Source organism: Sulfuritalea sp. (genome assembly GCF_017302275.1).
GTDB lineage: Bacteria > Pseudomonadota > Gammaproteobacteria > Burkholderiales > Rhodocyclaceae > Sulfuritalea.
The window spans coordinates 37,685-57,981 of sequence record NZ_JAFLDR010000002.1 but is presented as its reverse complement, the minus strand read 5'-3'; the positions used below and the strand labels follow the sequence as shown (position 1 = coordinate 57,981).

Genomic DNA, 20,297 nt, shown 5'->3' with positions numbered 1-20,297 from the left:
GGTTGGCGACGGGTCCGTCATGTCCGCGGCTGTTTCCCATTGTACCCCGACGATGCCCCTGACCCTGGCCGATTTCGACTACCTGCTGCCGCCGGAACTGGTGGCCCAGGCGCCCCTGCCGCAGCGGTCGGCAAGCCGCTTGCTGGTCGTCGCCGGTGACGACTGCGTCGATCGCGAGTTTGCCGACCTGCCGCAATGGCTGCGTCCCGGCGACCTGCTGGTTATGAACGATACGCGGGTGCTGCACGCGCGCCTGCTCGGCCGCAAGGAAAGTGGGGGGCAGGTCGAGGTACTGGTGGAACGCCTGCTCGATGGCAACGTCGCGCTGGCGCAGGTGCGCGCCAGCAAGTCGCCGCGCCCCGGTGGCCGCCTTTGGCTGGAGGAGGCGATCGAGGTCGAGGTACTGGGACGCGAGGGCGAGTTCTACCGCCTGCGTTTTTCCGGCGACGCCGCGCAACTGATCGAGCGCTACGGGCGCCTGCCGCTGCCGCCCTACATCGAACGCGCCGCCGCGGCGCCCGACGAAACGCGCTACCAGACGGTGTATGCGCGCGAAAGTGGCTCCGTCGCGGCGCCGACCGCAGGACTGCATTTCGACGACGAACTGCTGGCAAGGCTGCGCGGTATGGGCGTCGGCACCGCCTGGGTCACATTGCACGTCGGTGCCGGCACTTTTCAGCCGGTGCGGACCAGGGACCTGTCGGCGCATCGAATGCATTCCGAACGCTATTTGCTGCCGCAGGCGACGGCCGACGCGATCGCCGCAACGCGACGCAACGGCGGCCGCATCGTGGCGGTTGGCACGACGTCGGTACGCGTTCTGGAATCGGCGGCGCTGGAAGGCAACCTTAAAGTCGGCGCCGGCGAGACGGCGTTGTTCGTCACGCCCGGCTTCGAATTCCGCGTGACCGACCTGCTGGTCACCAATTTTCATCTGCCGAAGTCCACGCTGTTGATGCTGGTGTCGGCCTTCGGCGGCCTCGAGCAGGTACGCGTGGCCTACCGCCACGCGATCGCCGCCCGCTATCGCTTTTTCAGCTATGGGGATGCCATGTTGCTGCATCGCTGGATCGGATCGTGAAGTTCGATCTGCTCGCCACTGATGGCACCGCGCGGCGCGGAACGCTGACGCTGGCGCACGGCGCGGCACAGACGCCAACGTTCATGCCGGTGGGAACCTATGGCACGGTAAAGGCCATGTCGCCCGAGGAACTGATCGGCATCGGGGCTTCCATCGTGCTCGGTAATACCTTCCACCTCTGGTTGCGGCCGGGGCTGGATGTGGTCGCCGCGCACGGCGGCCTGCACCGATTCATGGGCTGGAACGGGCCGATCCTGACCGATTCGGGCGGCTTCCAGGTGTTTTCCCTGGGCGAACTGCGCAAGATCAGCGAGGAAGGCGTGAAGTTCGCGTCGCCGATCAACGGCGACCGGCTGTTCCTGACGCCGGAGGAGTCCATGCGTATCCAGCACGTGCTGAATTCCGACGTGGTGATGATCTTCGACGAATGCACGCCGTATCCCGCGGACCTGGCGACAGCGGCCGCCTCGATGCGCCTTTCCCTGCGCTGGGCGCAGCGCTCTCGGGACGAGCACGATCGCCTGCAAAACCCCAATGCGCTGTTCGGCATCGTGCAGGGCGGCATGCATGAGGATCTGCGCGACGAATCGCTGGCGGCGCTGGTCGATATCGGCTTCGACGGTTTCGCCATCGGCGGCCTTTCGGTCGGCGAACCGAAGGAGGAAATGGCGCGCATCCTGGCCCATGCCGCGCCGCGTCTGCCCTCCGGCAAACCGCGCTACCTGATGGGGGTGGGCACGCCGGAAGACCTGGTGTATGCCGTGGGACACGGCATCGACATGTTCGATTGCGTGATGCCGACGCGCAACGCGCGCAATGGCTGGCTGTTTACCCGCCATGGCGACGTCAAGATCAAGAACGCCAGCCACAAGAACGATACCCGGCCGCTGGACGAGACCTGCGGCTGCTATACCTGCCGCAATTTCACGCGCGCCTACCTGCACCACCTGCATCGCATCGGCGAGATACTGGGCGCGCGTCTGAACACCATCCACAATTTGTACTACTACCAGACGCTGATGGCGGAAATGCGGGCGGCCATCGAACAGGGCGACTTCGCCGGTTTCCGCCTGCGCTTCACTCGGGGGCGGGCGGGCGAGCAGGTATAATTCGCCGGTTCTGTCCGACAATCCTGGAGATACACAGTGCTGATTTCAAATGCTTACGCGCAGGCGGCCGGCGCCGCTCAAGACCCGACCGGCGGTTTGATGGGCATGCTGCCCATTCTGCTGATGTTCGTCGTGCTCTGGTTCGTCATGATCCGGCCGCAGATGAAGAAGGCCAAGGAGCAGCAGAAGATGGTCAGCGAACTGGCCAAGGGCGACGAGGTCGTTACCCAGGGCGGCATCACGGGCCGCATTTCCAAGGTCGGCGAAAACTACCTGAGCCTGGAAGTTGCTGAAGGCAAGGATGGTCCGGTGGTGATCACCGTGCAGAAAAACGCCGTGGGCGCGCTGCTGCCCAAGGGTACGCTCAAGAACCTGTAACGGGCGCGGAGCGATGACGCGGCCTCCAGGTCGCGCCGCGCTCCTTCAGCATCCCTTCCTTTCTTCCTACCGAAAAAATGAACCGCTATCCTCTTTGGAAGAATGCCACGGTCCTGATCGCCCTGGTACTCGGACTGTTGTACACCCTGCCCAACTTCTTCGGTGAGGCGCCTGCGGTGCAGGTGGCCAGCGTCAAGGCGACGCACAAGGTCGATGCCCGGCTTATGTCGCAGGTAGAGGTGGCGCTCAAGGCCGCTGCCGTGTCCCCGCAGGGGGTGGTTCTCGACCTCACTAGCATTCGCGTGCGTTTGGCCGATACGGATACCCAGCTAAAGGCCAAGGATGCCATCGAGAAGGCGCTGAATCCGGTGGCGACTGACGCCAGCTACAGCGTCGCACTCAATCTGGTGTCGGACTCGCCCAACTGGCTGAGCGGGATTCACGCGCTGCCTATGTACCTCGGCCTCGACCTGCGCGGCGGCGTGCATTTCCTGCTGCAAGTGGATATGAAGGGCGCCCTGACCAAGCGGCTTGATTCGATCGGCGCCGACTTGCGCGGCCTGATGCGCGACAAGAACATTCGCCACGGCGGCATCGTGCGCGAGGGACAGGCGGTGGCGATCCGTTTCCGCGACGCGGAAACGCGCGACAAGGCACGTGCCGTGCTGACCGACAATCAGCCCGACCTGCAACTGGTCGACGCCCAGGAGGGTGCAGATTTGCGCTTGGTGGCGACCCTCAAGCCGCCGGCCGAGAAGCGCATCCAGGAATTCGCGGTGAAGCAGAACATCACCACCCTGCACAACCGCATCAACGAACTCGGCGTTGCCGAACCGGTGATCCAGCAGCAGGGCATCGACCGGATCGTGGTGCAATTGCCCGGCGTGCAGGACACCGCCAAAGCCAAGGACATTCTGGGCCGCACGGCGACGCTGGAAGTGCGCATGGTCGATGACGAAGCCAGCGCCAACATGGACATCATGGAACAGGCGGCACGAGGCCAGCCGCCTCCGGGGACCGAGTACTACATCGAGCGTGGCGGGCGCGGCCTGCTGGTGAAGAAGCAGGTGGTGCTGACCGGCGAACGCCTGACCGACGCCCAGGCCGGTTTCGACAGCCAGACGCAGGAGCCCGCCGTGCATCTGTCGCTCGACTCCTCCGGCGCACGCATTTTCAAGGACGTGACGCGCGAGAACGTCGGCAAGCGCATGGCCATCCTGCTGATCGAAAAGGGCAAGGGCGAAGTGGTCACCGCTCCGGTGATCCGCACCGAGATCGGCGGCGGCCGGGTGCAGATCTCGGGTCGCATGAGCACCGTCGAAGCCAATGACGTGGCCCTGCTGCTACGCGCCGGATCACTCGCGGCACCGATGGAAATTATCGAGGAGCGCACGGTCGGGCCCAGCCTGGGTGCCGACAACATCGCCAAGGGCTTCAGCTCGACGATGTGGGGCTTCATCGCCATCTCCGTGTTCATGGCCTCGTATTACCTTCTATTCGGGATCGTTTCGGTGCTGGCGCTGTCGGCCAACCTGCTGTTCCTGGTGGCGCTGCTGTCCCTGCTGCAGGCGACCCTGACGCTGCCTGGCATCGCCGCCATCGCCCTGACGCTGGGCATGGCGATCGACGCCAACGTGCTTATCAACGAGCGGGTACGCGAGGAATTGCGCAGCGGCAATTCGCCGCAGGCGTCGATCACCGCCGGTTACGAGCGCGCCTGGGCAACCATCCTCGATTCGAACATCACCACGCTGATTGCCGGCGTTGCCCTGCTGATCTTCGGTTCCGGTCCGGTGCGCGGATTTGCCGTGGTGCATTGCCTGGGCATCCTGACCTCGATCTTCAGTTCGGTGGTGGTATCGCGCGCGCTGATCAACCTGATCTACGGCCACCGCCGCAAGCTGGTCGCCGTGAGCATCGGCCAGGTCTGGAAACCGGGAGTCTGAGAATATGGCCCCCACGCTCATTTTTTTCGCTGCTCCCACTGGGGGCTCTGCCTCCCTCGGGGCGGCCCATCGGGAGGCATGATGGAATTTTTCCGCATACGCAAAGACATTCCCTTCATGCGCCATGCCCTGGTGTTCAACATCATTTCGTTGATCACATTCATCGCCGCGGTATTCTTCCTGGCGACCAGAGGGCTGCATTTTTCCGTCGAGTTTACCGGCGGCACGCTGATGGAAGTCGGCTATGCCCAGGCGCCCGACCTGCGTCAGATTCGCCAGCAACTGGAGAGCGACGGGTTTGCCGATCCGCAGGTTCAGAACTTCGGCTCGTCACGAGATGTGCTGATCCGCGTGCCGCTGGCCAAGGGCGCCGAAAGCTCCAAGGTCGGCGAGCAGGTCATGGCCTCGTTGATGAAAGTCGGCGCTGGCGTTACGGCGGCGGCGATGACGCCACAACTCAAACGGGTCGAGTTCGTTGGGCCGCAAGTCGGCAAGGAACTCGCCGAGGACGGCGCGCTGGCCTTGCTGCTGGTGATTGTCGGCATCGTCTTGTACCTGGCGTTCCGCTTCGAATGGCGCTTCGCCGTTTCCGCCATCATCGCCAACTTGCACGACGTTGTGATCATCCTCGGCTTCTTCGCCTTCTTCCAGTGGGAATTCTCCCTGCCGGTACTGGCCGCGGTATTGGCGGTGCTGGGCTATTCGGTGAACGAATCTGTGGTGGTCTTCGACCGCGTGCGCGAAACCTTCAAGAAGAAACGTGGCTTGACGACGCCGGAGGTGTTGGACCATGCGATCACCAGCACCATTTCCCGCACCATCATCACGCATGGCTCGACGCAGATGATGGTCACCTCGATGCTGATCTTCGGCGGGCCGGCGCTGCATTATTTCGCGCTGGCCCTGACCATCGGCATCTGTTTCGGCATCTACTCGTCGGTGCTGGTCGCCAGTCCGCTGGTGATGTGGATGGGCGTGTCGCGCGCGCAGTTCGTCCAGGCCAAGGTCGAGAAGCAGGAAGCCGTCGTCTGATGCAGCGTATCCTGGTCTGGGATCTGCCAACCAGGCTGTTTCACCTGCTGTTGGCTGCATGCGTGACCGGGTCTTTCATCAGCGCCAAGATCGGCGGCAATGCGATGGTCTGGCATGGCCGCTTTGGCCTGGCGGTGGTGGGCTTGCTGGCATTCCGGCTGGTCTGGGGTTTTGTCGGTTCCACCTATGCCCCCTTCTTTCAGTTCGTGCGCGGACCCTCTGCCATCGTTGCCTGCCTGCGTGGCCAGTGGCACGGCGAGGGACACAACCCACTGGGCGCACTTTCCGTCCTGGCGATGCTCGGCACCTTGCTGCTGCAGGTATCGACCGGCCTGTTCGCCAACGACGACATCGCCTTCGAAGGTCCGTTGTATGCCCTTGTGGGCAAGGAACTCTCGGACCGCGTGGTGGGCATCCATCGCCTGGTCGAACCGCTGATCATCCTGCTGGTGGTGGCGCACCTCGCCGCGATCGTCTTCTACGTCCGGTTCAAGAAGGAAACCCTGATCATGCCGATGATCACCGGCCAGAAAGTTATGCGAAGCGGTATCCAGGCGGGCGGCGCTGGCGACACTGCAATCGGCGGTGGCGTCGCGGCCTTCTGCATTGCACTGGCGATCGGCCTGGCGGCGTTGTATGGCGCCAGCGGCGCCTGGCTGCCGCTACCGCCCCCGGTGATACCGGCGAGCGGCAGTGCCCCGGATTTCTAGTACTGAACGACGGGTGCTGAACGAAAAAAGGCCACTCCCCGAGCGGCCTTGTTCAGCCAGGAATCGGACGTAGTCATTCTTCCTTGCGGAACTTGTCGTGGCAGGCCTTGCAGGCTTCGCCGAGTTTGCCGAACTGCACCTTGATCGCGGCAAGATCGCCGGTGGCGGCGACTTTTGCCATTTCATTGCCTTCCTTGCCAAGACCCTGTGCCACCTTGCCCGGCGTTTCCCTGTCGGCAAAAAACTCAGGCTTGACGCGAGTTTCCTTCCAGCCCTTGCCGGTATTCGTGTTGGGTTGGTACAGGGCGCCCATTTTCGAGTTGACAATGGCCAGAATCACATTGGCGGCCTCGATTACCTGATCCTTGCTGTAGGTGCCTTCGACATTGGCCTTGATGCGACCCATGCTCCATGCCATGGTGTGATAGGCCGACTGGCGCCAGCGAATCTGGTCTTCCGCCTTGCCGATAACCTGACCCATGGCGGTGCTGGTGAGGCCAATGGCGAGTGCCGCAACTACGAATTTGTTAATTTCATCCAGTACTCCTTTTCTGTCCAAGGAACGGCCAGCAGGATCCGGCATGGGATACACGGTCGACCGCCGCCGACTATTCCATACATCTGCCGATCCGCGGCGCAGCCCCGCGGCCAGCAGGGGCAAGGCCTACTCGATCGTCGTGGCGAACAGGTGCTTGACGCGCAGCAAACCACCTTCGCCCGCTGTCAATGCCAGCAGGCGGTCGATGTTGGGATGCTTGCCGGGGTTCTGGCGGGCGTCCTCGGTGTGCTCGGCGTAAAGGTCGAGCCCCTTGCGGGCGGCCTCGGCGGTGATCGCGCCGTAGATTTGACCCAGGTGGTTGTAGATAGCCAAAGAGCCGGCCTGTCCCGGCTTGTTTTCGATGGTAGCGACCACCGTGGAATTGCCGTCAAGCAGTTGGATCGCCGCCAGATGGGAAATGCGCGGCAGTTGCTTCAGGTTGTCAGCGAAGGCCATCTCAGATCCGCTTCGCCAATTCGGCCGCCTTGCCGATGTAAGACGCCGGCGTCATGTCGAGCAGGCGCTGGCGATCGGCTTCCGGCAGGGGCAGTTTCGCGATGAATTCGCGCAGGGCGGCCTGCTCGATTCCCTTGCCCCGCGTCAGTTCCTTGAGCTGCTCGTAGGGGTTCGGCACACCGAAGCGGCGCATCACGGTCTGCACCGGTTCGGCCAGCACTTCCCAAGCTTCGGCCAGGTCCTCGGTAAGCCGTTGCGGATTGGCTTCGAGCTTGTTCAGGCCGCGCAGGGTGGAGTCGAAGGCGAGCAGGGTGTAGCCGAAGGCGACGCCCATGTTGCGCAGCACGGTGGAATCGGTCAGGTCGCGCTGCAGGCGGGAGATCGGCAGCTTTTCCGCAAGGTGGTGCAGTATCGCGTTGGCCAGTCCGAGATTGCCCTCGGAGTTTTCGAAGTCGATCGGATTGACCTTGTGCGGCATGGTCGAGGAACCGATTTCGCCGGCCTTCAGCTTCTGCTTGAAATAGCCCAGGGAGATGTATTGCCAGATATCGCGGTCGGCATCGATCAGGATGGTGTTGGCGCGCGCCATACTATCGAACAGTTCGGCCATCGCATCGTGCGGTTCGATCTGGATGGTATAGGGGTTGAACTCCAGCCCAAGGGATTCGATGAAGCCGCGGCTGAAGCTCTCCCAATCGACATCCGGGTAGGCCGACAGATGGGCGTTGTAGTTGCCTACGGCGCCATTGAACTTGGCGGTAAGCGAGACGGCGGAAATTTGCTTGCGGGCCCGCATCAGGCGCGCCGCAATGTTGGCCATCTCCTTGCCCAGCGTGGTCGGCGTGGCTGGCTGGCCGTGGGTTCGGGCCAGCATGGGAAGTTCGGCCAACTGATGGGCCTGGTCGCACAGGCGCGCGATCAGGCGATCGAGTTCGGGCAACAGGCTGCCGCCGATCGCATCCTTGAGCATCAGCGCGTGGGATACATTGTTGATGTCTTCCGAGGTGCAGCCGAAATGGATGAACTCGCTGACACGCATGATTTCCGGGTTGCCGGCCAGCGTGTCCTTCAGCCAGTACTCCATCGCCTTCACATCGTGATTGGTGCGCGCTTCGATGGCCTTGACGGCATCCGCATCGGCGACCGAGAATCCCGCGACGATCTGGTCAAGTTGCTTGATCGTGGCGGCGGAAAAGGCAGGACATTCAACGAACTGGCTGCCTGCGGCAAGCGCCTTCAGCCATTCGATCTCGACCCGGACGCGATTCCGTATGAGCCCGAATTCCGAGAAATGGATGCGCAGGCTTTCGACTTTGGATGCGTAGCGACCGTCCAGCGGTGAGAGTGCGGTAAGTGCGGTAAGTGTCATTTCGATGGCGTTGGAGGATGCGCTGAGGGCACTGAAAGCAAAGTAATTTTAGCATGGGGGTTTGGCCGCGCCGGCTTCGTAATCCTTGCGGCATCGGGCCCCCGTGTTATAGTTTCCTCGCCCCAAAACTTTGCGATTTGACCCAATGAAACTGATCGGTTCGCTTACCAGTCCCTACGTCCGCAAGATCCGTGTCGTGCTGGCGGAGAAGAAAATCGACTACGACCTTGTTCTCGATAACCCCTGGGCGGGTGACAACCGGGTCGGCACGCTCAATCCACTTGGGAAGGTGCCGGTTCTCGTCCTGGACGACGACAGTACCCTATATGATTCTCGCGTCATTGCCGAGTACCTGGATACGGTGGCACCCAACAATCGCCTGATTCCCGCTTCGGGCCGTGAGCGGATTAGCGTCAAGCGATGGGAGGCGCTTGCGGATGGTGTGCTGGATGCAGCCGTTTCGGCGTTTCTGGAGGAAAAACGCCCCGATGGCGAGCGCAGCCCCTCGTGGACCGAACGTCAACGAGGCAAGGTTAGCCTGGCGTTGAAGGTCATGGCCGACGATTTGGGAGACCAGTCATGGTGCCACGGCAATGGACTGTCTCTGGCGGATGTCGCTGTCGGTTGCGCGCTCGGCTACGTGTCGTTCCGGCTAGGTGACATACCTTGGGCGCGTCAGCATCCCAAGCTCTCCGCATATTACGAGAAGCTGATGCAGCGCCAGGCGTTCGCAGACACCATCCCGCCGGCTTAGTCCGCCGGCGTCGTGTCGGGCTTGTCGGCCGAGCCATCAAGGCGGGCCATGAGTCTCGGCAGCAGATTCATTTCTGCCTGATGAGTCAGTTCGCCCATCAACTGGTCCGCGAGTCCGTCGGTTACCTTCAACACGGCGTGTGGCAATTCCTGTTCAAGCCAGAGCGACAACTCTTCGCGCAGCGCGTCTAGGTGCTGCTGCATGTGCGGAGGCGCCGTGGCCAGAGCGACGTCGAGCTCGGTGACGATTTCCGTTAGTACTGGCAAGTCGTCTTCCGGCGGTGTCACCGGATCTCGCGCCGCAGGCAAGCCGGCGACATAGGTGCGGGAACGTCGGATCAGCGCATCGGCCTTGAGCAGGATCTCGCTGGTGTCGTCGTCAGCCATTTGACTCGAAGCCCTTCGATATGTCGTCGTTGCTCAGGGGATAGCCGCGTTCGCGATAGAAGCGGAAGCGCTCCCGACCGGGCAGGCGGTCTCGATCATCTACGCTGACAATTTCGACAAGTTGCTGGAAGCGACTGAATCCGGGCGGAATTTCATCCGAAAGATTCAACAGGCAATCGTCATGCGCGGGGTTCTCCAGCGCGGACGCAAGGACAATCGGCGTCTCGCCTGCCAGGCGATCATCAGCCATGCAGTGGGCGACGAAGCCTGTCGCCGGGACCGTCCATAGCAGGCGATCCAGTCGTTGGCAATCCGCCCCGGATGGTACATACACCACCACCGACCGACTTTCATGTGCGGTCTGGACCAACCAGTCCGCGGCGGCCTGCAGGCGGTCGTTAGCGCCATGAAAGAAAGCGACGTTCGTCATTTCCTTCCGCGCTTGCGACCTGTCGCCTCCACGGTGCCGGCACGGTCGATAAGGAATTGGCTAAGCAGGGGAACCGGTCGCCCGGTGGCACCCTTATCCTTGCCGGAGCGCCAGGCGGTGCCGGCGATGTCGAGGTGCGCCCATTGATATTTCTCCGTGAATCGCGCGAGGAAGCACGCCGCCGTAATTGTCCCGGCCGGTCGTCCGCCGATATTCGCCATGTCGGCGAAATTGCTCTTCAACTGTTCCTGGTAGTCGTCCCAAAGTGGCATCTGCCAAGCCCTGTCGTAGGCCTCCTGGCCCGCATCCAGCAATTCCTTCGCCAAGGCTTCGTTGTTGGCCAGCAATCCCGTCGCGACGTGGCCCAGTGCAATCACGCAGGCTCCGGTCAGCGTCGCGATATCCACCACGCATTGCGGTTCGAAGCGCTCGACATAAGTCAGCGCGTCGCAAAGTATCAGTCGTCCCTCGGCATCGGTGTTGAGTATCTCCACTGTCTGACCCGACATCGAGGTGATTACATCGCCCGGTTTCGTCGCCGCACCACCCGGCATGTTCTCCGTCGAAGGAATCACGCCGACGACGTTTAGCGGAAGTTCCAACATTGCTATCGACTTGAGGGTTCCCAGCACGCTGGCGGCGCCGCACATGTCGTATTTCATTTCATCCATATCGGCGCCGGGCTTGAGCGAAATGCCGCCGGAATCGAACGTGATGCCCTTGCCGACAAGAACCACCGGCTTCGCGCCGCTCGGGCCTCCGGAGTGGCGCAGGACGATGAATTTCGGTGGCTCGTGCGATCCCCGTGCCACCGAAAGCAGGGTGTTCATGCCCAGCTTCTCCATGTCGGCGCGGTCAAGAATGTCGACGCCCAATCCATGCAGTTTTGCGAGTTGCCGAGCCTGGTCGGCGAGATAGCCAGGCGTACAGATATTGCCTGGAAGATTGCCGAGGTCTTTCGCAAGTTCAACGCCGGCACCCATCGCCAGACCTTGTGCGAGCGCCAGTTCGGCGGCGGCGAGTTCGTTGCGGCGTGCGACGAAGAAAGTCAATTTGCGCAATGGACGGCGTACCGCCTCCTTTTTCGACTTGAGTCGGTCGAATCGATACAGGGCCTCCTGCGCCACCAGCGCGGCTTGCCGGATCTTCCAGGACACGTCACGTTTCCTGACGGCTAGTTCCGTCAGGAACACGGTGCCATCGAAGCCGCCGGTTTCATTGAGCTGACGGACTGCAGTCGCTACCGCGGTACGATATTCCTTTTCACGGAATTCCTTTTCCTTGCCCAGTCCAATCAAGAGGACCCGGTCCGCTTCGATGCCGGAAACACCATGGAGCAAGAGGCTGGTTCCAGCTTTGCCTTCCATGTCGCCGCGACGGAGGATATCGCTTAGAAATTGCAGGGAGGCCTTGTCGATTGTTTCGGCCGCCGCAGAAAGCTTTCGCGTCTCGAAAACGCCGACCACGACACAGGCGCTGCGCTGCTTTTCCGGGCTTCCGCTTTTTATGCTAAATTCCAAAACATACTCCTTTCCGGCGGCTGGAAATCCACGAAAGCATCATGTTTCGGGCGATTTCGTTGCTGTTGGTCATTATTCCTCAAGTTTTCTCCAAATGTCAAAGCGGACGTTCCGCTAAACGATGATTTTTCAGCGTGCCGCGATCCGCGAGTTTACCCACACGGCTGCGGGAGTCTTCGTCGCACTATTCGCGATCCTGATGACGACCCAGTTGATCCGCCTGCTGGGTGATGCTGCGGGCGGCAAACTGGCGTCAGAAGCTGTAATTGCATTGCTTGGCTTTCGGGCAATCAGCTATTTGCCGGTGCTTCTGTCCCTGACGGTCTTCATTGCCGTGCTCATGACCTTGTCGCGCTGGTATCGCGATTCGGAAATGGTTGTTTGGCTGGCATCGGGCATCCCCCTGACGTCCTGGGTCGTTCCCGTTCTGAAGTTCTCGGGACCGCCAGTGGTGGTGATCGCTCTACTTTCCCTGCTGCTTGCGCCTTGGGCAAACTGGAAAAGCGAAACCTATCGCCAGACCATGAATCAGCGGGACGACGTGGCGCGGGTGTCGCCCGGGGCATTCAATGAATCCAGTTCGGCCGATCGCGTATTTTTCGTGGAAAGCGTGGCCGGCGAAGATGGAAGAGTAAAGAACGTGTTCATCAGTTCGATCCAGCATGGCCGACTAGGTGTCATGGCAACTGCACAAGGCCATACTGAGACGATGGGCAACGGCGACAGATTTCTGGTTCTTGATCGTGGCCGTCGTTATGAAGGCACAGCGGGAACGGCGGAGTATCGGGTAATGGAATTCGATCGATACTTTGTTCGGATCGAGACCAAGGAGGCCCGGGGTTTCGAGGATTCTCCCCGTACCAAACCGCTATGGGAATTGTTGCGTGACCAGCAACCGGCCAATCTGGCCGAGTTGCTCTGGCGCATCGGGTTGCCGCTTGCGGCGTTAAACCTGGCCGTGCTTGCAATACCTCTGGCGTTCGTCAATCCACGCGCGGGACGCGCCAACAACCTCATTTTTGCGCTACTTGCCTACATGATCTACAGCAACCTGCTAAGCGTAAGCCAGGCCTGGGTTGCGCAAGGCAAACTGCGTTTCGAGATCGGTGTATGGGCGGTCCATATCGGGATGTTTGCTCTGCTTGTCATTCTTTTTTATCGTCGCCAGAATCCGCTTGCGTGGGGGAGGCTGCGTTGGCGCTGAAACTGAAAGTTTATGAACGGCACCTGGCGCGCGAGATCTATGCGACGACCGGCCTCGTGCTGCTTGCCTTTCTGATGCTGTTCGCGTTTTTTGATCTGATCCACCAGCTTGAAAGCATAGGCAAAGGCGGCTACCAGATTCAGCATGCTTTGGGTTACGTGGTCCTTACCTTGCCAGGAAGGCTATACGAACTGTTTCCGATTGGAGTGCTGATTGGCACCTTGTATGCGCTGACGGTACTGGCGCGCCACTCCGAGATTACGGTGCTGCGTGCGGCCGGACTTTCGACCCGCGATTTCCTGGTTGCTCTAGCCAAGATCGGCATTGTGTTTTCGGCGCTGACCCTGCTGGTCGGTGAACTGGTCGCCCCGCCCTCGGAACGTGCGGCACAGCAGCTGAGGCTGAAAGCAATGGGCGCGCTGGTGGCGCAGGAGTTTCGGTCGGGATTGTGGGTTCGAGACGAACGCTCATTCGTCAATGTGCGGGAGGTACGACCCGATACAACGTTGCAGCACGTTCGTGTCTTCGAATTCGACGATCGGTTCCAACTGCGCTCAATCAGTCATGCCGACGGCGGCCGCTACGTCAAGGATGGCACCTGGCTGCTTGATGACGTCGTGCGGACAGTGTTTGCCGGCGATGCTGCCCATGTCGAAAAGTACCGCGAACTGACATGGAAGTCGGCACTCAATCCTGACCTACTGGCAGTGCTTATGGTTGTACCAGAGAGGATGTCCCTGGTGAATCTCTACCTGTACATCCGGCATTTGAGCGGAAATCAGCAAAAAACCGATCGCTACGACATCGCGATATGGAAGAAGCTGATCTATCCCCTGGCAACGATAGTGATGATGGTTCTGGCTCTGCCGTTCGCCTACATGCAGGATCGTATGGGCGCAGTCAGCATTAGAGTATTTGCCGGCATCATGCTCGGCATCGGCTTTCATATGCTCAATGGGCTATTTTCGAGCCTTGGCGTAATCAACAGTTGGCCGCCGTTCTTTTCCGCTATTACTCCAAGCGTAATATTTCTGGTGACCGCGGCTGGACTGCTTTGGTGGGTTGAGCGGCGCTGAGCCGCACTAGCGCCGCTTGAATATCAGCCGTGTGCCGGCTAGTCGGTCGTGAAGAAATTGCCGATCCCGGTCAACCAGCGCCCACAGGATTCCCACGCCGAAGTAAATCAGGCTCGGCCAACTCAGTGCGTAGCGCAAGGCCAGACGGGGAAGGCTTGGTTGGGCTCCGCTCGGAGTAGAAATCCCGATCCTCCAGGTTTGCATGGCTAGGGTTTGTCCACCGTGATGCCAGTACCAGAGGAAATAGCATCCGACCACGACAAACACGTTTCCTAGGAGGGCCCAGCCCGGCAGCAGCAGGTTGAATCCAATTCCCAATACGAGTTGCGGCAACATGAACCCGACGGAAAGCACTCCGAGCAGGAGCAGGCTCTCGTAAGCCATGCTGGCGATGCGTCGAGTGAGTCCGGGGGAGGCGTATTCAGAGTCTGACACCATGGAACAGGAGATCTCTATGGCGTCGTCGATGGAGCGCCAATGGCCTGTCTGCCAGCTTCGGGCGCAATGACGGGGGCGGTTGCCGTCTTGGACGGGGCAGGGCGCGGAGTCGGTCTGCTCACCGCCTCTGTTTTCAGGCGGGCTTTCTCGCCTTCAGGAAGCTCCTTGTATTCCTGCCATTTCAGCTTCACCGCCTCCTTCTTTTCGGGAGGCGCCTTCTGCAAAGACTTGAACTGGTCGCGAGCGAGCTTGCGCTCATCGGGCGTGAGCTTTGCCCATGTCGTCATCCGGCGCTGCATTCGGGTTTGTTCGTCGGGGCTGAGCGTTTGGTAGCGCTGTGCAATCCCCAGCCATTTTTTTCGCCGGAATCCCTCCATCTTGTCCCACTCGCCAGCAAGCGGTGCGAGCGTACGCTTCTGCTCCGCGTTCAACTCACTCCATGATGGCTGTGACAGCGGAGGTACGATGGCTGCGTTGCCGATCGGGGCAACCAGCCAGAGCGCTACTGCGAGGGCGAGTCCGCGGCGTGTTCGAGCCATGCGTGGAAGCCTCGGTCAAGATAGGCGGACGGTGGAAGTTCGTCAGCAAGAAGGGCGCTGTCGATTTCCTCGTATTCCCTCGCTTGTTCGAAAGCATTCCAGTAATACGTTCCTGTAGCGCCGATTACCAAAGCCATGACGGCGAGCAAATTCCTGGCGTAGGAGAAGACCACCAGTTCAAGGCTGTGCCCAATGCCTGCCATACGCAGACCGCGAACAGGCGCTCGCTGCATGTTCAATGCCTTCTGGCGCGCTTCCTGAAGGCGAACTGCAACCTTCCTATCCAAGGAGTCCACACCCTTGTTAAGGACTTGTCTGGTCTTGTAACCGAATTCTGCATCCTGATTCATAGCTCAATACCCTTTGCCTTGAGCGCGGCGGCCAAAGTATGAGTTGCACGCGAACAATGCGTTTTCACGCTACCTTCGGTGCATCCCATGGCCGCAGCGGTTTCGGCAATATCCATTTCTTCCCAATAACGCATCAGAAAGGCTTCACGTTGACGTGTCGGTAGTCTTGCTATCTCTTTTTCAATAGTTCCAAGGAGTTGCGTCCGCTCGAACTCTCTCTCGGGACCCCGAAGCCCATCTGACTCCTTGTCAGTGGCAAAAGTTTCGAGTGGATCCGCTTCATCTTCCTCACCGGAGGACAGCGAAGATAGCAGCGTTGTCCATAAGGACCTTACCTTTGTGCGCCTGTAGCAATCGCGGATGGCGTTCTGCAAAATTCTCTGAAACAGCATGGGCCATTCGACAGCAGGCCGATCACCGTACTTTTCTGCAAGGCGCATCATCGCGTCCTGAACGATGTCCAGCGCCGTTTCCTCGTTGCGAATCGCAAACATTGCCTGTTTGAAGGCACGTCGTTCCACTCCGGCGAGGAAGTCCGATAGCTCAGTTCGGGAACCCAGAAGCTTCTCCTGAAGCTTGCATTCAGTTTATAGACGCCAATGTCGCACTATAGCTGCTAAGAATGTCATTCCCTGAACGGAAATTGGCGACATAAATCTTGACCATTCGCGAACGAGTCAGTATGGTTATATGTTTCACTTAAAAAGTGTAACAGGTGTAATCGATGCAACTAACTGGCGCGGAAATTGTTATCAGGTGCTTGCAAGAGGAAAAAGTCGAATACGTATTCGGCTATCCCGGCGGCTCAGTTCTTTTCATTTATGACGAATTGTTCAAGCAGGACAAGTTCAAGCACGTCCTTGTCAGGCATGAGCAGGCTGCCGTGCATGCGGCCGATGCCTACTCGCGTTCGTCCAACAAGATAGGTGTCTGTCTGGTGACGTCGGGACCAGGCGTGACCAATGCCGTAACAGGCATTGCCACAGCGCACATGGACTCAGTGCCGATGGTGATCATCAGCGGGCAGGTCCCGACGGCCTACATCGGTCAGGATGCATTTCAGGAATGCGACACGGTGGGTATCACGCGGCCCTGCGTAAAGCACAATTTCCTGGTCAAGGATGTACGGGATTTGGCGGTTACGCTGAAGAAGGCCTTTTACATTGCCAAGACAGGGCGTCCTGGACCCGTGCTGGTGGATATTCCAAAGGATGTCACGAATCAGAAGTGCGAATTCGAATATCCGAAGATGATCTCCATGCGCTCGTACAATCCGGTAGTAAAAGGACACGGTGGGCAGATCAAGAAGGCGGTCCAGATGCTGCTGGACGCAAAGCGCCCGATGATTTATGCGGGCGGCGGGGTGATTCTTTCCGATGCCGCCGATCGTTTGGTGAAATTTGCCCGTTCCCTCGGGTATCCGGTAACCAATACCCTGATGGGACTCGGTGGATACCCGGCCACTGACAAGCAGTCGCTCGGAATGCTTGGAATGCATGGGACCTATGAAGCGAACATGGCCATGCAGAACTGCGATGTTCTGATAGCGGTCGGTGCTCGCTTCGACGATCGGGTGATCGGCAATCCCGCCCATTTTGGCGAGGTCGCGCGAAAGATCATCCATATCGACATCGATCCGTCCTCGATCTCGAAACGCGTCAGGGTGGACGTTCCAATAGTTGGCAATCTTCCCGATGTGCTGGACGAATTGCAAAAATTGCTTGAGGCATCAGCGGGTGTTCCCGACGCCAAGGCATTGGCGACATGGTGGAAGCAGATCGACGAGTGGCGCAGCAAGAAGTCCTTGAAGTACAAACAGGGCAAGGAAATCATAATGCCCCAGTATGTCGTCGAGAAGCTCTATGAGGTTACTGGCGGCGACGCATTCGTTACGTCAGATGTTGGCCAGCATCAAATGTGGGCTGCGCAATACTACAAATTCGACAAGCCGAGACGCTGGATCAACTCGGGCGGTCTGGGAACCATGGGCGTCGGTCTGCCGTATGCGATGGGCGTCCGTTTTGCGAACCCCAAGGCCACGGTGGCGTGTGTCACCGGTGAGGCCTCGATCCAGATGAACATCCAGGAATTGTCGACGGCCAAGCAATTCCGACTACCGATCAAGATCATCAACCTGAACAATCGCTACCTCGGCATGGTGCGTCAATGGCAGCAAATGTTTCATGGCAATCGCTATGCGGAATCCTATGTCGATGCGCTGCCGGATTTCGTCAAGTTGGCCGAGTCATACGGACATGTGGGAATGAAGATCGAGCGACCTGCCGACGTGGAGCCGGCACTACGCGAAGCCTTTACCAGACACAAGAACGATCTGGTCTTCATGGATTTCCTCACCGATCAGACGGCAAACGTGTATCCGATGGTTGCGGCCGGCAAGGGCCTGTCGGAAATGATCCTGGCTGAGGAATTGTAAGCATGCGACACATCATTTCAATTCTTATCGAAAACGAGGCAGGCGCGCTTTCGCGAGTCTCGGGGCTCTTCTCTGCACGGGCCTTTAACATCGAGTCGCTGACAGTGGCGCCAACGGAGGATGCATCCCTTTCGCGGATGACCATTGTCAGCACCGGGTCCGACGACGTCATCGAGCAGATCACCAAGCAACTCAATAAATTGATTGACGTCGTCAAGGTCGTCGATCTGTCTGAAGCTGCCCATATCGAGCGCGAACTCATGCTCGTCAAGGTTCGGGCAGCCGGCAAGGATCGCGAAGAAATGAAACGCATCGCGGATATTTTTCGCGGCCGTATCATCGACGTGACGGATTCCACTTACGTCATTGAACTGACCGGCAACGGATCCAAACTGGACGCCTTTCTCGAGGCCATCGACAGATCGTTGATACTCGAAACCGTGCGCACCGGTGTTTCCGGCATCGGCCGTGGCGATCGAATTCTCAAAGTCTGACCTCTGAATACAAGGATATCGAATGAAAGTTTATTACGACAAGGATGCGGATCTGTCTCTGATCAAGGGCAAGAAGGTCACTATCGTTGGCTATGGGTCGCAGGGGCACGCCCATGCACAGAACCTCAAGGACTCGGGTGTAAAGGTGACCGTCGGTCTTCGCAAGGGCGGTGCCTCCTGGGACAAGGCGAAGAAGGCCGGATTGAAGGTAGAGGAGGTCGCCAAGGCGGTGAAGGACGCGGACGTCGTCATGATGCTATTGCCCGACGAAACGATTCCTGCCGTTTACCACGCGGATGTGGAACGCAACATGAAAAAGGGCGCGGCGCTGGCATTTGCCCACGGGTTCAATGTTCATTACAACCAGGTGGTTCCCCGCACGGATGTGGACGTGATCATGATCGCCCCGAAAGGTCCCGGTCATACGGTTCGGTCGGAATACCTGCGTGGGGGTGGTGTTCCGTCTCTAATCGCGATTCATCAGGACAAGTCGGGCAAGGCAAAGGACATTGCGTTGTCCTATGCGGCCGCGAACGGGGGGACGAAGGGTGGCGTGATCGAGACCAATTTTCGGGAAGAGACCGAGACGGACCTGTTCGGCGAACAGGCAGTGCTCTGTGGCGGTCTGGTCGAGTTGATCAAGGCCGGCTACGAAACCTTGACCGATGCGGGTTATGCCCCTGAAATGGCGTATTTCGAATGCCTGCACGAGGTCAAGCTGATTGTTGACCTGATTTTCGAAGGCGGCATCGCCAACATGAATTACTCGATCTCCAACAACGCCGAGTATGGCGAGTATGTAACCGGCCCCAAGGTGATCGGCGCCGAAGCGCGCGCCGCGATGAAGGAAGCCCTGAAAGCGATTCAAGAGGGTGAGTACGCGAAGAAGTTCATTCTGGAAGGCCGCACCAACTACCCGGAAATGACCGCTCGCCGCCGCCTAACGGCCGCTCATCCGATTGAGCAGGTTGGCGAGCAGTTGCGCGCGATGATGCCGTGGATCAAGAAGAACAAGCTCGTGGATCAGACCAAGAACTGACACTTTCGCATGGCGGAGAAAGGCGCGGCTTTGCCGCGCCTTTTTTTGAAACTCCCTATTGACTCGGATTTCAAACCGATTTCCTGGGCCGATCAGTGTACGGCGTCAAGGTCGTCTGAAACGTTAGAATACAATTCGTGCTTTCAACTTTCTCCTGATCATGCCGGCACTTCCGCCTCGCAAGACGTTGATGAATCCCGAATTGCGTCGACGTGGAATCTTCCTACTACCGAATCTGCTAACGACGGCCGGTCTTTTCGCTGGTTTTTACGCCATCGTCCAGGCGATGACCGGGCGATTCGAGAATGCGGCTGTCGCGATCTTCATTGCCATGGTGTTTGACGGCCTCGATGGTCGCGTTGCGCGCATGACCCGGACGCAAAGTGCGTTTGGCGCCGAATACGATTCCCTTTCTGACATGGTGTCATTTGGGGCCGCACCCGCTTTGATCGTTTTTGAGTGGGCGATGAAGGGAATGGGAAAGTGGGGCTGGATTGCCGCTTTCGTGTACTGCGCTGGAGCGGCGTTGCGACTTGCCCGGTTCAACACCAATATCGGAATTGTGGACAAACGCTACTTTCAGGGATTGCCGAGCCCGGCAGCTGCTGCACTGGTTGCAGGTTTCGTCTGGATTATCAATGACCTGAATATTCCCGGCGAAGAGGTGCGATGGTATGCGTTCGCCTTGACGCTGTTCTCCGGAATAACCATGGTAAGTACTCTGCCGTACTGGAGCGGCAAGGACATCAATCTGCGTCGTAGCGTACCCTTCATGGTCTTGCCGGCGATCGTGCTGGGATATGTGCTGGTTTCGTCTTATCCGCCGGGCGTACTCTTTGCCCTGTTTCTAGCCTATGCGATTTCCGGTTATTTGATGGCGGCATGGACCTGGCGCTCCAAGAGAAAATCTGTTGCGCGCCCGGAGTAATATCTTTATAGTGGAATCATGTTTGCTGAACTTTTGTTTGCTGCTTTGTTTCTCGGCTTCTCAGGCGTGCTGATCGCGCGCCAGCC

23 protein-coding genes are annotated in these 20,297 nt (G+C 59.3%); 13 read left to right on the top strand and 10 right to left on the bottom strand.

The annotated features are described in order from the left end of the window. Window positions 1-52 precede the first annotated feature (52 nt). From queA to J0M27_RS01275, 6 genes are all read left to right on the top strand, one after another. The gene (queA, locus tag J0M27_RS01300) at window positions 53-1,081 is read left to right on the top strand and encodes a tRNA preQ1(34) S-adenosylmethionine ribosyltransferase-isomerase QueA (RefSeq protein ID WP_294986677.1); all 1,029 of its coding nucleotides are present in this window, start codon (window positions 53-55) and stop codon (window positions 1,079-1,081) included. Next, window positions 1,078-2,190, top strand: a complete 1,113-nt coding sequence (gene tgt, locus J0M27_RS01295) for a tRNA guanosine(34) transglycosylase Tgt (RefSeq protein WP_294986676.1) — start codon at window positions 1,078-1,080, stop codon at window positions 2,188-2,190. Before queA ends, tgt begins: the two co-directional genes overlap by 4 nt. A gap of 36 nt (window positions 2,191-2,226) precedes the next feature. Then, on the top strand, window positions 2,227-2,568 hold the full coding sequence (gene yajC / locus J0M27_RS01290) for a preprotein translocase subunit YajC (protein WP_294986674.1): 342 nt from the start codon (window positions 2,227-2,229) through the stop codon (window positions 2,566-2,568). Window positions 2,569-2,645: 77 nt separating this feature from the next. Continuing rightward, window positions 2,646-4,514, top strand: a complete 1,869-nt coding sequence (gene secD, locus J0M27_RS01285) for a protein translocase subunit SecD (RefSeq protein WP_294986672.1) — start codon at window positions 2,646-2,648, stop codon at window positions 4,512-4,514. Between the two features lie 81 nt (window positions 4,515-4,595). Continuing rightward, on the top strand, window positions 4,596-5,546 hold the full coding sequence (secF, locus tag J0M27_RS01280; protein WP_294986670.1) for a protein translocase subunit SecF: 951 nt from the start codon (window positions 4,596-4,598) through the stop codon (window positions 5,544-5,546). Next, entirely contained in the window at window positions 5,546-6,256 is a 711-nt protein-coding gene (locus J0M27_RS01275; protein ID WP_294986668.1) for a cytochrome b/b6 domain-containing protein, read from the top strand. Before secF ends, J0M27_RS01275 begins: the two co-directional genes overlap by 1 nt. Before the next feature lie 73 nt (window positions 6,257-6,329). Here J0M27_RS01275 and J0M27_RS01270 read toward each other — a convergent pair whose 3' ends face one another. The 3 genes from J0M27_RS01270 to purB are packed head-to-tail and all read right to left on the bottom strand — an operon-like array spanning window position 6,330 to window position 8,619. Then, window positions 6,330-6,917: a cytochrome c gene (locus tag J0M27_RS01270; RefSeq protein WP_294986666.1), complete on the bottom strand. Its 588-nt coding sequence runs from the start codon at window positions 6,915-6,917 to the stop codon at window positions 6,330-6,332. 3 nt (window positions 6,918-6,920) lie between these two features. Then, entirely contained in the window at window positions 6,921-7,250 is a 330-nt protein-coding gene (locus tag J0M27_RS01265) for a DUF2322 family protein (protein ID WP_294986664.1), read from the bottom strand. 1 nt (window position 7,251) lies between these two features. Further along, complete coding sequence (gene purB, locus J0M27_RS01260; RefSeq protein WP_294986662.1) at window positions 7,252-8,619, bottom strand: adenylosuccinate lyase; 1,368 nt, start codon at window positions 8,617-8,619, stop codon at window positions 7,252-7,254. A 145-nt stretch (window positions 8,620-8,764) separates the two neighbouring features. On the opposite strand from purB, the gene J0M27_RS01255 reads away from it, so the two are divergent. Then, window positions 8,765-9,373, top strand: a complete 609-nt coding sequence (locus tag J0M27_RS01255) for a glutathione S-transferase (protein WP_294986660.1) — start codon at window positions 8,765-8,767, stop codon at window positions 9,371-9,373. Here the strand turns inward: J0M27_RS01255 and J0M27_RS01250 are convergent. The 3 genes from J0M27_RS01250 to J0M27_RS01240 are packed head-to-tail and all read right to left on the bottom strand — an operon-like array spanning window position 9,370 to window position 11,709. Next, a complete protein-coding gene (locus J0M27_RS01250) occupies window positions 9,370-9,759 on the bottom strand; it encodes a hypothetical protein (RefSeq protein WP_294986659.1) in 390 nt (129 codons plus the stop codon). The two genes, J0M27_RS01255 and J0M27_RS01250, sit on opposite strands and share 4 nt — an antisense overlap. Further along, the gene (locus tag J0M27_RS01245) at window positions 9,752-10,189 is read right to left on the bottom strand and encodes a DNA polymerase III subunit chi (protein ID WP_294986657.1); all 438 of its coding nucleotides are present in this window, start codon (window positions 10,187-10,189) and stop codon (window positions 9,752-9,754) included. Before J0M27_RS01245 ends, J0M27_RS01250 begins: the two co-directional genes overlap by 8 nt. Continuing rightward, on the bottom strand, window positions 10,186-11,709 hold the full coding sequence (locus tag J0M27_RS01240; RefSeq protein WP_294986655.1) for a leucyl aminopeptidase: 1,524 nt from the start codon (window positions 11,707-11,709) through the stop codon (window positions 10,186-10,188). The genes J0M27_RS01245 and J0M27_RS01240 overlap by 4 nt, the downstream gene beginning before the upstream one ends. A gap of 121 nt (window positions 11,710-11,830) precedes the next feature. On the opposite strand from J0M27_RS01240, the gene lptF reads away from it, so the two are divergent. Together lptF and lptG are read left to right on the top strand one after the other, a co-directional pair. Beyond that, on the top strand, window positions 11,831-12,913 hold the full coding sequence (gene lptF, locus J0M27_RS01235; protein WP_294986653.1) for an LPS export ABC transporter permease LptF: 1,083 nt from the start codon (window positions 11,831-11,833) through the stop codon (window positions 12,911-12,913). After that, entirely contained in the window at window positions 12,904-13,989 is a 1,086-nt protein-coding gene (gene lptG, locus J0M27_RS01230; protein WP_294986651.1) for an LPS export ABC transporter permease LptG, read from the top strand. Before lptF ends, lptG begins: the two co-directional genes overlap by 10 nt. Window positions 13,990-13,995: 6 nt before the next feature. Here lptG and J0M27_RS01225 read toward each other — a convergent pair whose 3' ends face one another. From J0M27_RS01225 to J0M27_RS01210, 4 genes are all read right to left on the bottom strand, one after another. Next, window positions 13,996-14,427 carry an RDD family protein gene (locus J0M27_RS01225; RefSeq protein ID WP_294986649.1) on the bottom strand — a complete coding sequence of 144 codons (432 nt, stop codon included), beginning with the start codon at window positions 14,425-14,427 and terminating at the stop codon, window positions 13,996-13,998. A 14-nt stretch (window positions 14,428-14,441) separates the two neighbouring features. Beyond that, the gene (locus tag J0M27_RS01220; protein ID WP_294986647.1) at window positions 14,442-14,858 is read right to left on the bottom strand and encodes a DUF3106 domain-containing protein; all 417 of its coding nucleotides are present in this window, start codon (window positions 14,856-14,858) and stop codon (window positions 14,442-14,444) included. Between the two features lie 71 nt (window positions 14,859-14,929). Further along, window positions 14,930-15,316 carry a DUF3619 family protein gene (locus tag J0M27_RS01215; protein WP_294986646.1) on the bottom strand — a complete coding sequence of 129 codons (387 nt, stop codon included), beginning with the start codon at window positions 15,314-15,316 and terminating at the stop codon, window positions 14,930-14,932. Further along, window positions 15,313-15,876 (bottom strand): RNA polymerase sigma factor, encoded by a 564-nt coding sequence (locus J0M27_RS01210; protein ID WP_294986965.1) that lies wholly within the window; start codon window positions 15,874-15,876, stop codon window positions 15,313-15,315. Before J0M27_RS01210 ends, J0M27_RS01215 begins: the two co-directional genes overlap by 4 nt. 164 nt (window positions 15,877-16,040) lie before the next feature. On the opposite strand from J0M27_RS01210, the gene J0M27_RS01205 reads away from it, so the two are divergent. The 4 genes from J0M27_RS01205 to pssA all read left to right on the top strand — a co-directional run bounded on the left by J0M27_RS01205 (window position 16,041) and on the right by pssA (window position 20,211). After that, window positions 16,041-17,750 (top strand): acetolactate synthase 3 catalytic subunit, encoded by a 1,710-nt coding sequence (locus J0M27_RS01205; protein WP_294986644.1) that lies wholly within the window; start codon window positions 16,041-16,043, stop codon window positions 17,748-17,750. A gap of 2 nt (window positions 17,751-17,752) precedes the next feature. After that, window positions 17,753-18,244, top strand: coding sequence for an acetolactate synthase small subunit (ilvN, locus tag J0M27_RS01200; RefSeq protein ID WP_294986642.1), 492 nt, complete (start codon window positions 17,753-17,755; stop codon window positions 18,242-18,244). A 22-nt stretch (window positions 18,245-18,266) separates the two neighbouring features. Next, on the top strand, window positions 18,267-19,283 hold the full coding sequence (ilvC, locus tag J0M27_RS01195) for a ketol-acid reductoisomerase (protein ID WP_294986640.1): 1,017 nt from the start codon (window positions 18,267-18,269) through the stop codon (window positions 19,281-19,283). A gap of 190 nt (window positions 19,284-19,473) precedes the next feature. After that, window positions 19,474-20,211, top strand: a complete 738-nt coding sequence (pssA, locus tag J0M27_RS01190) for a CDP-diacylglycerol--serine O-phosphatidyltransferase (RefSeq protein ID WP_294986638.1) — start codon at window positions 19,474-19,476, stop codon at window positions 20,209-20,211. Window positions 20,212-20,297: the final 86 nt, after the last annotated feature.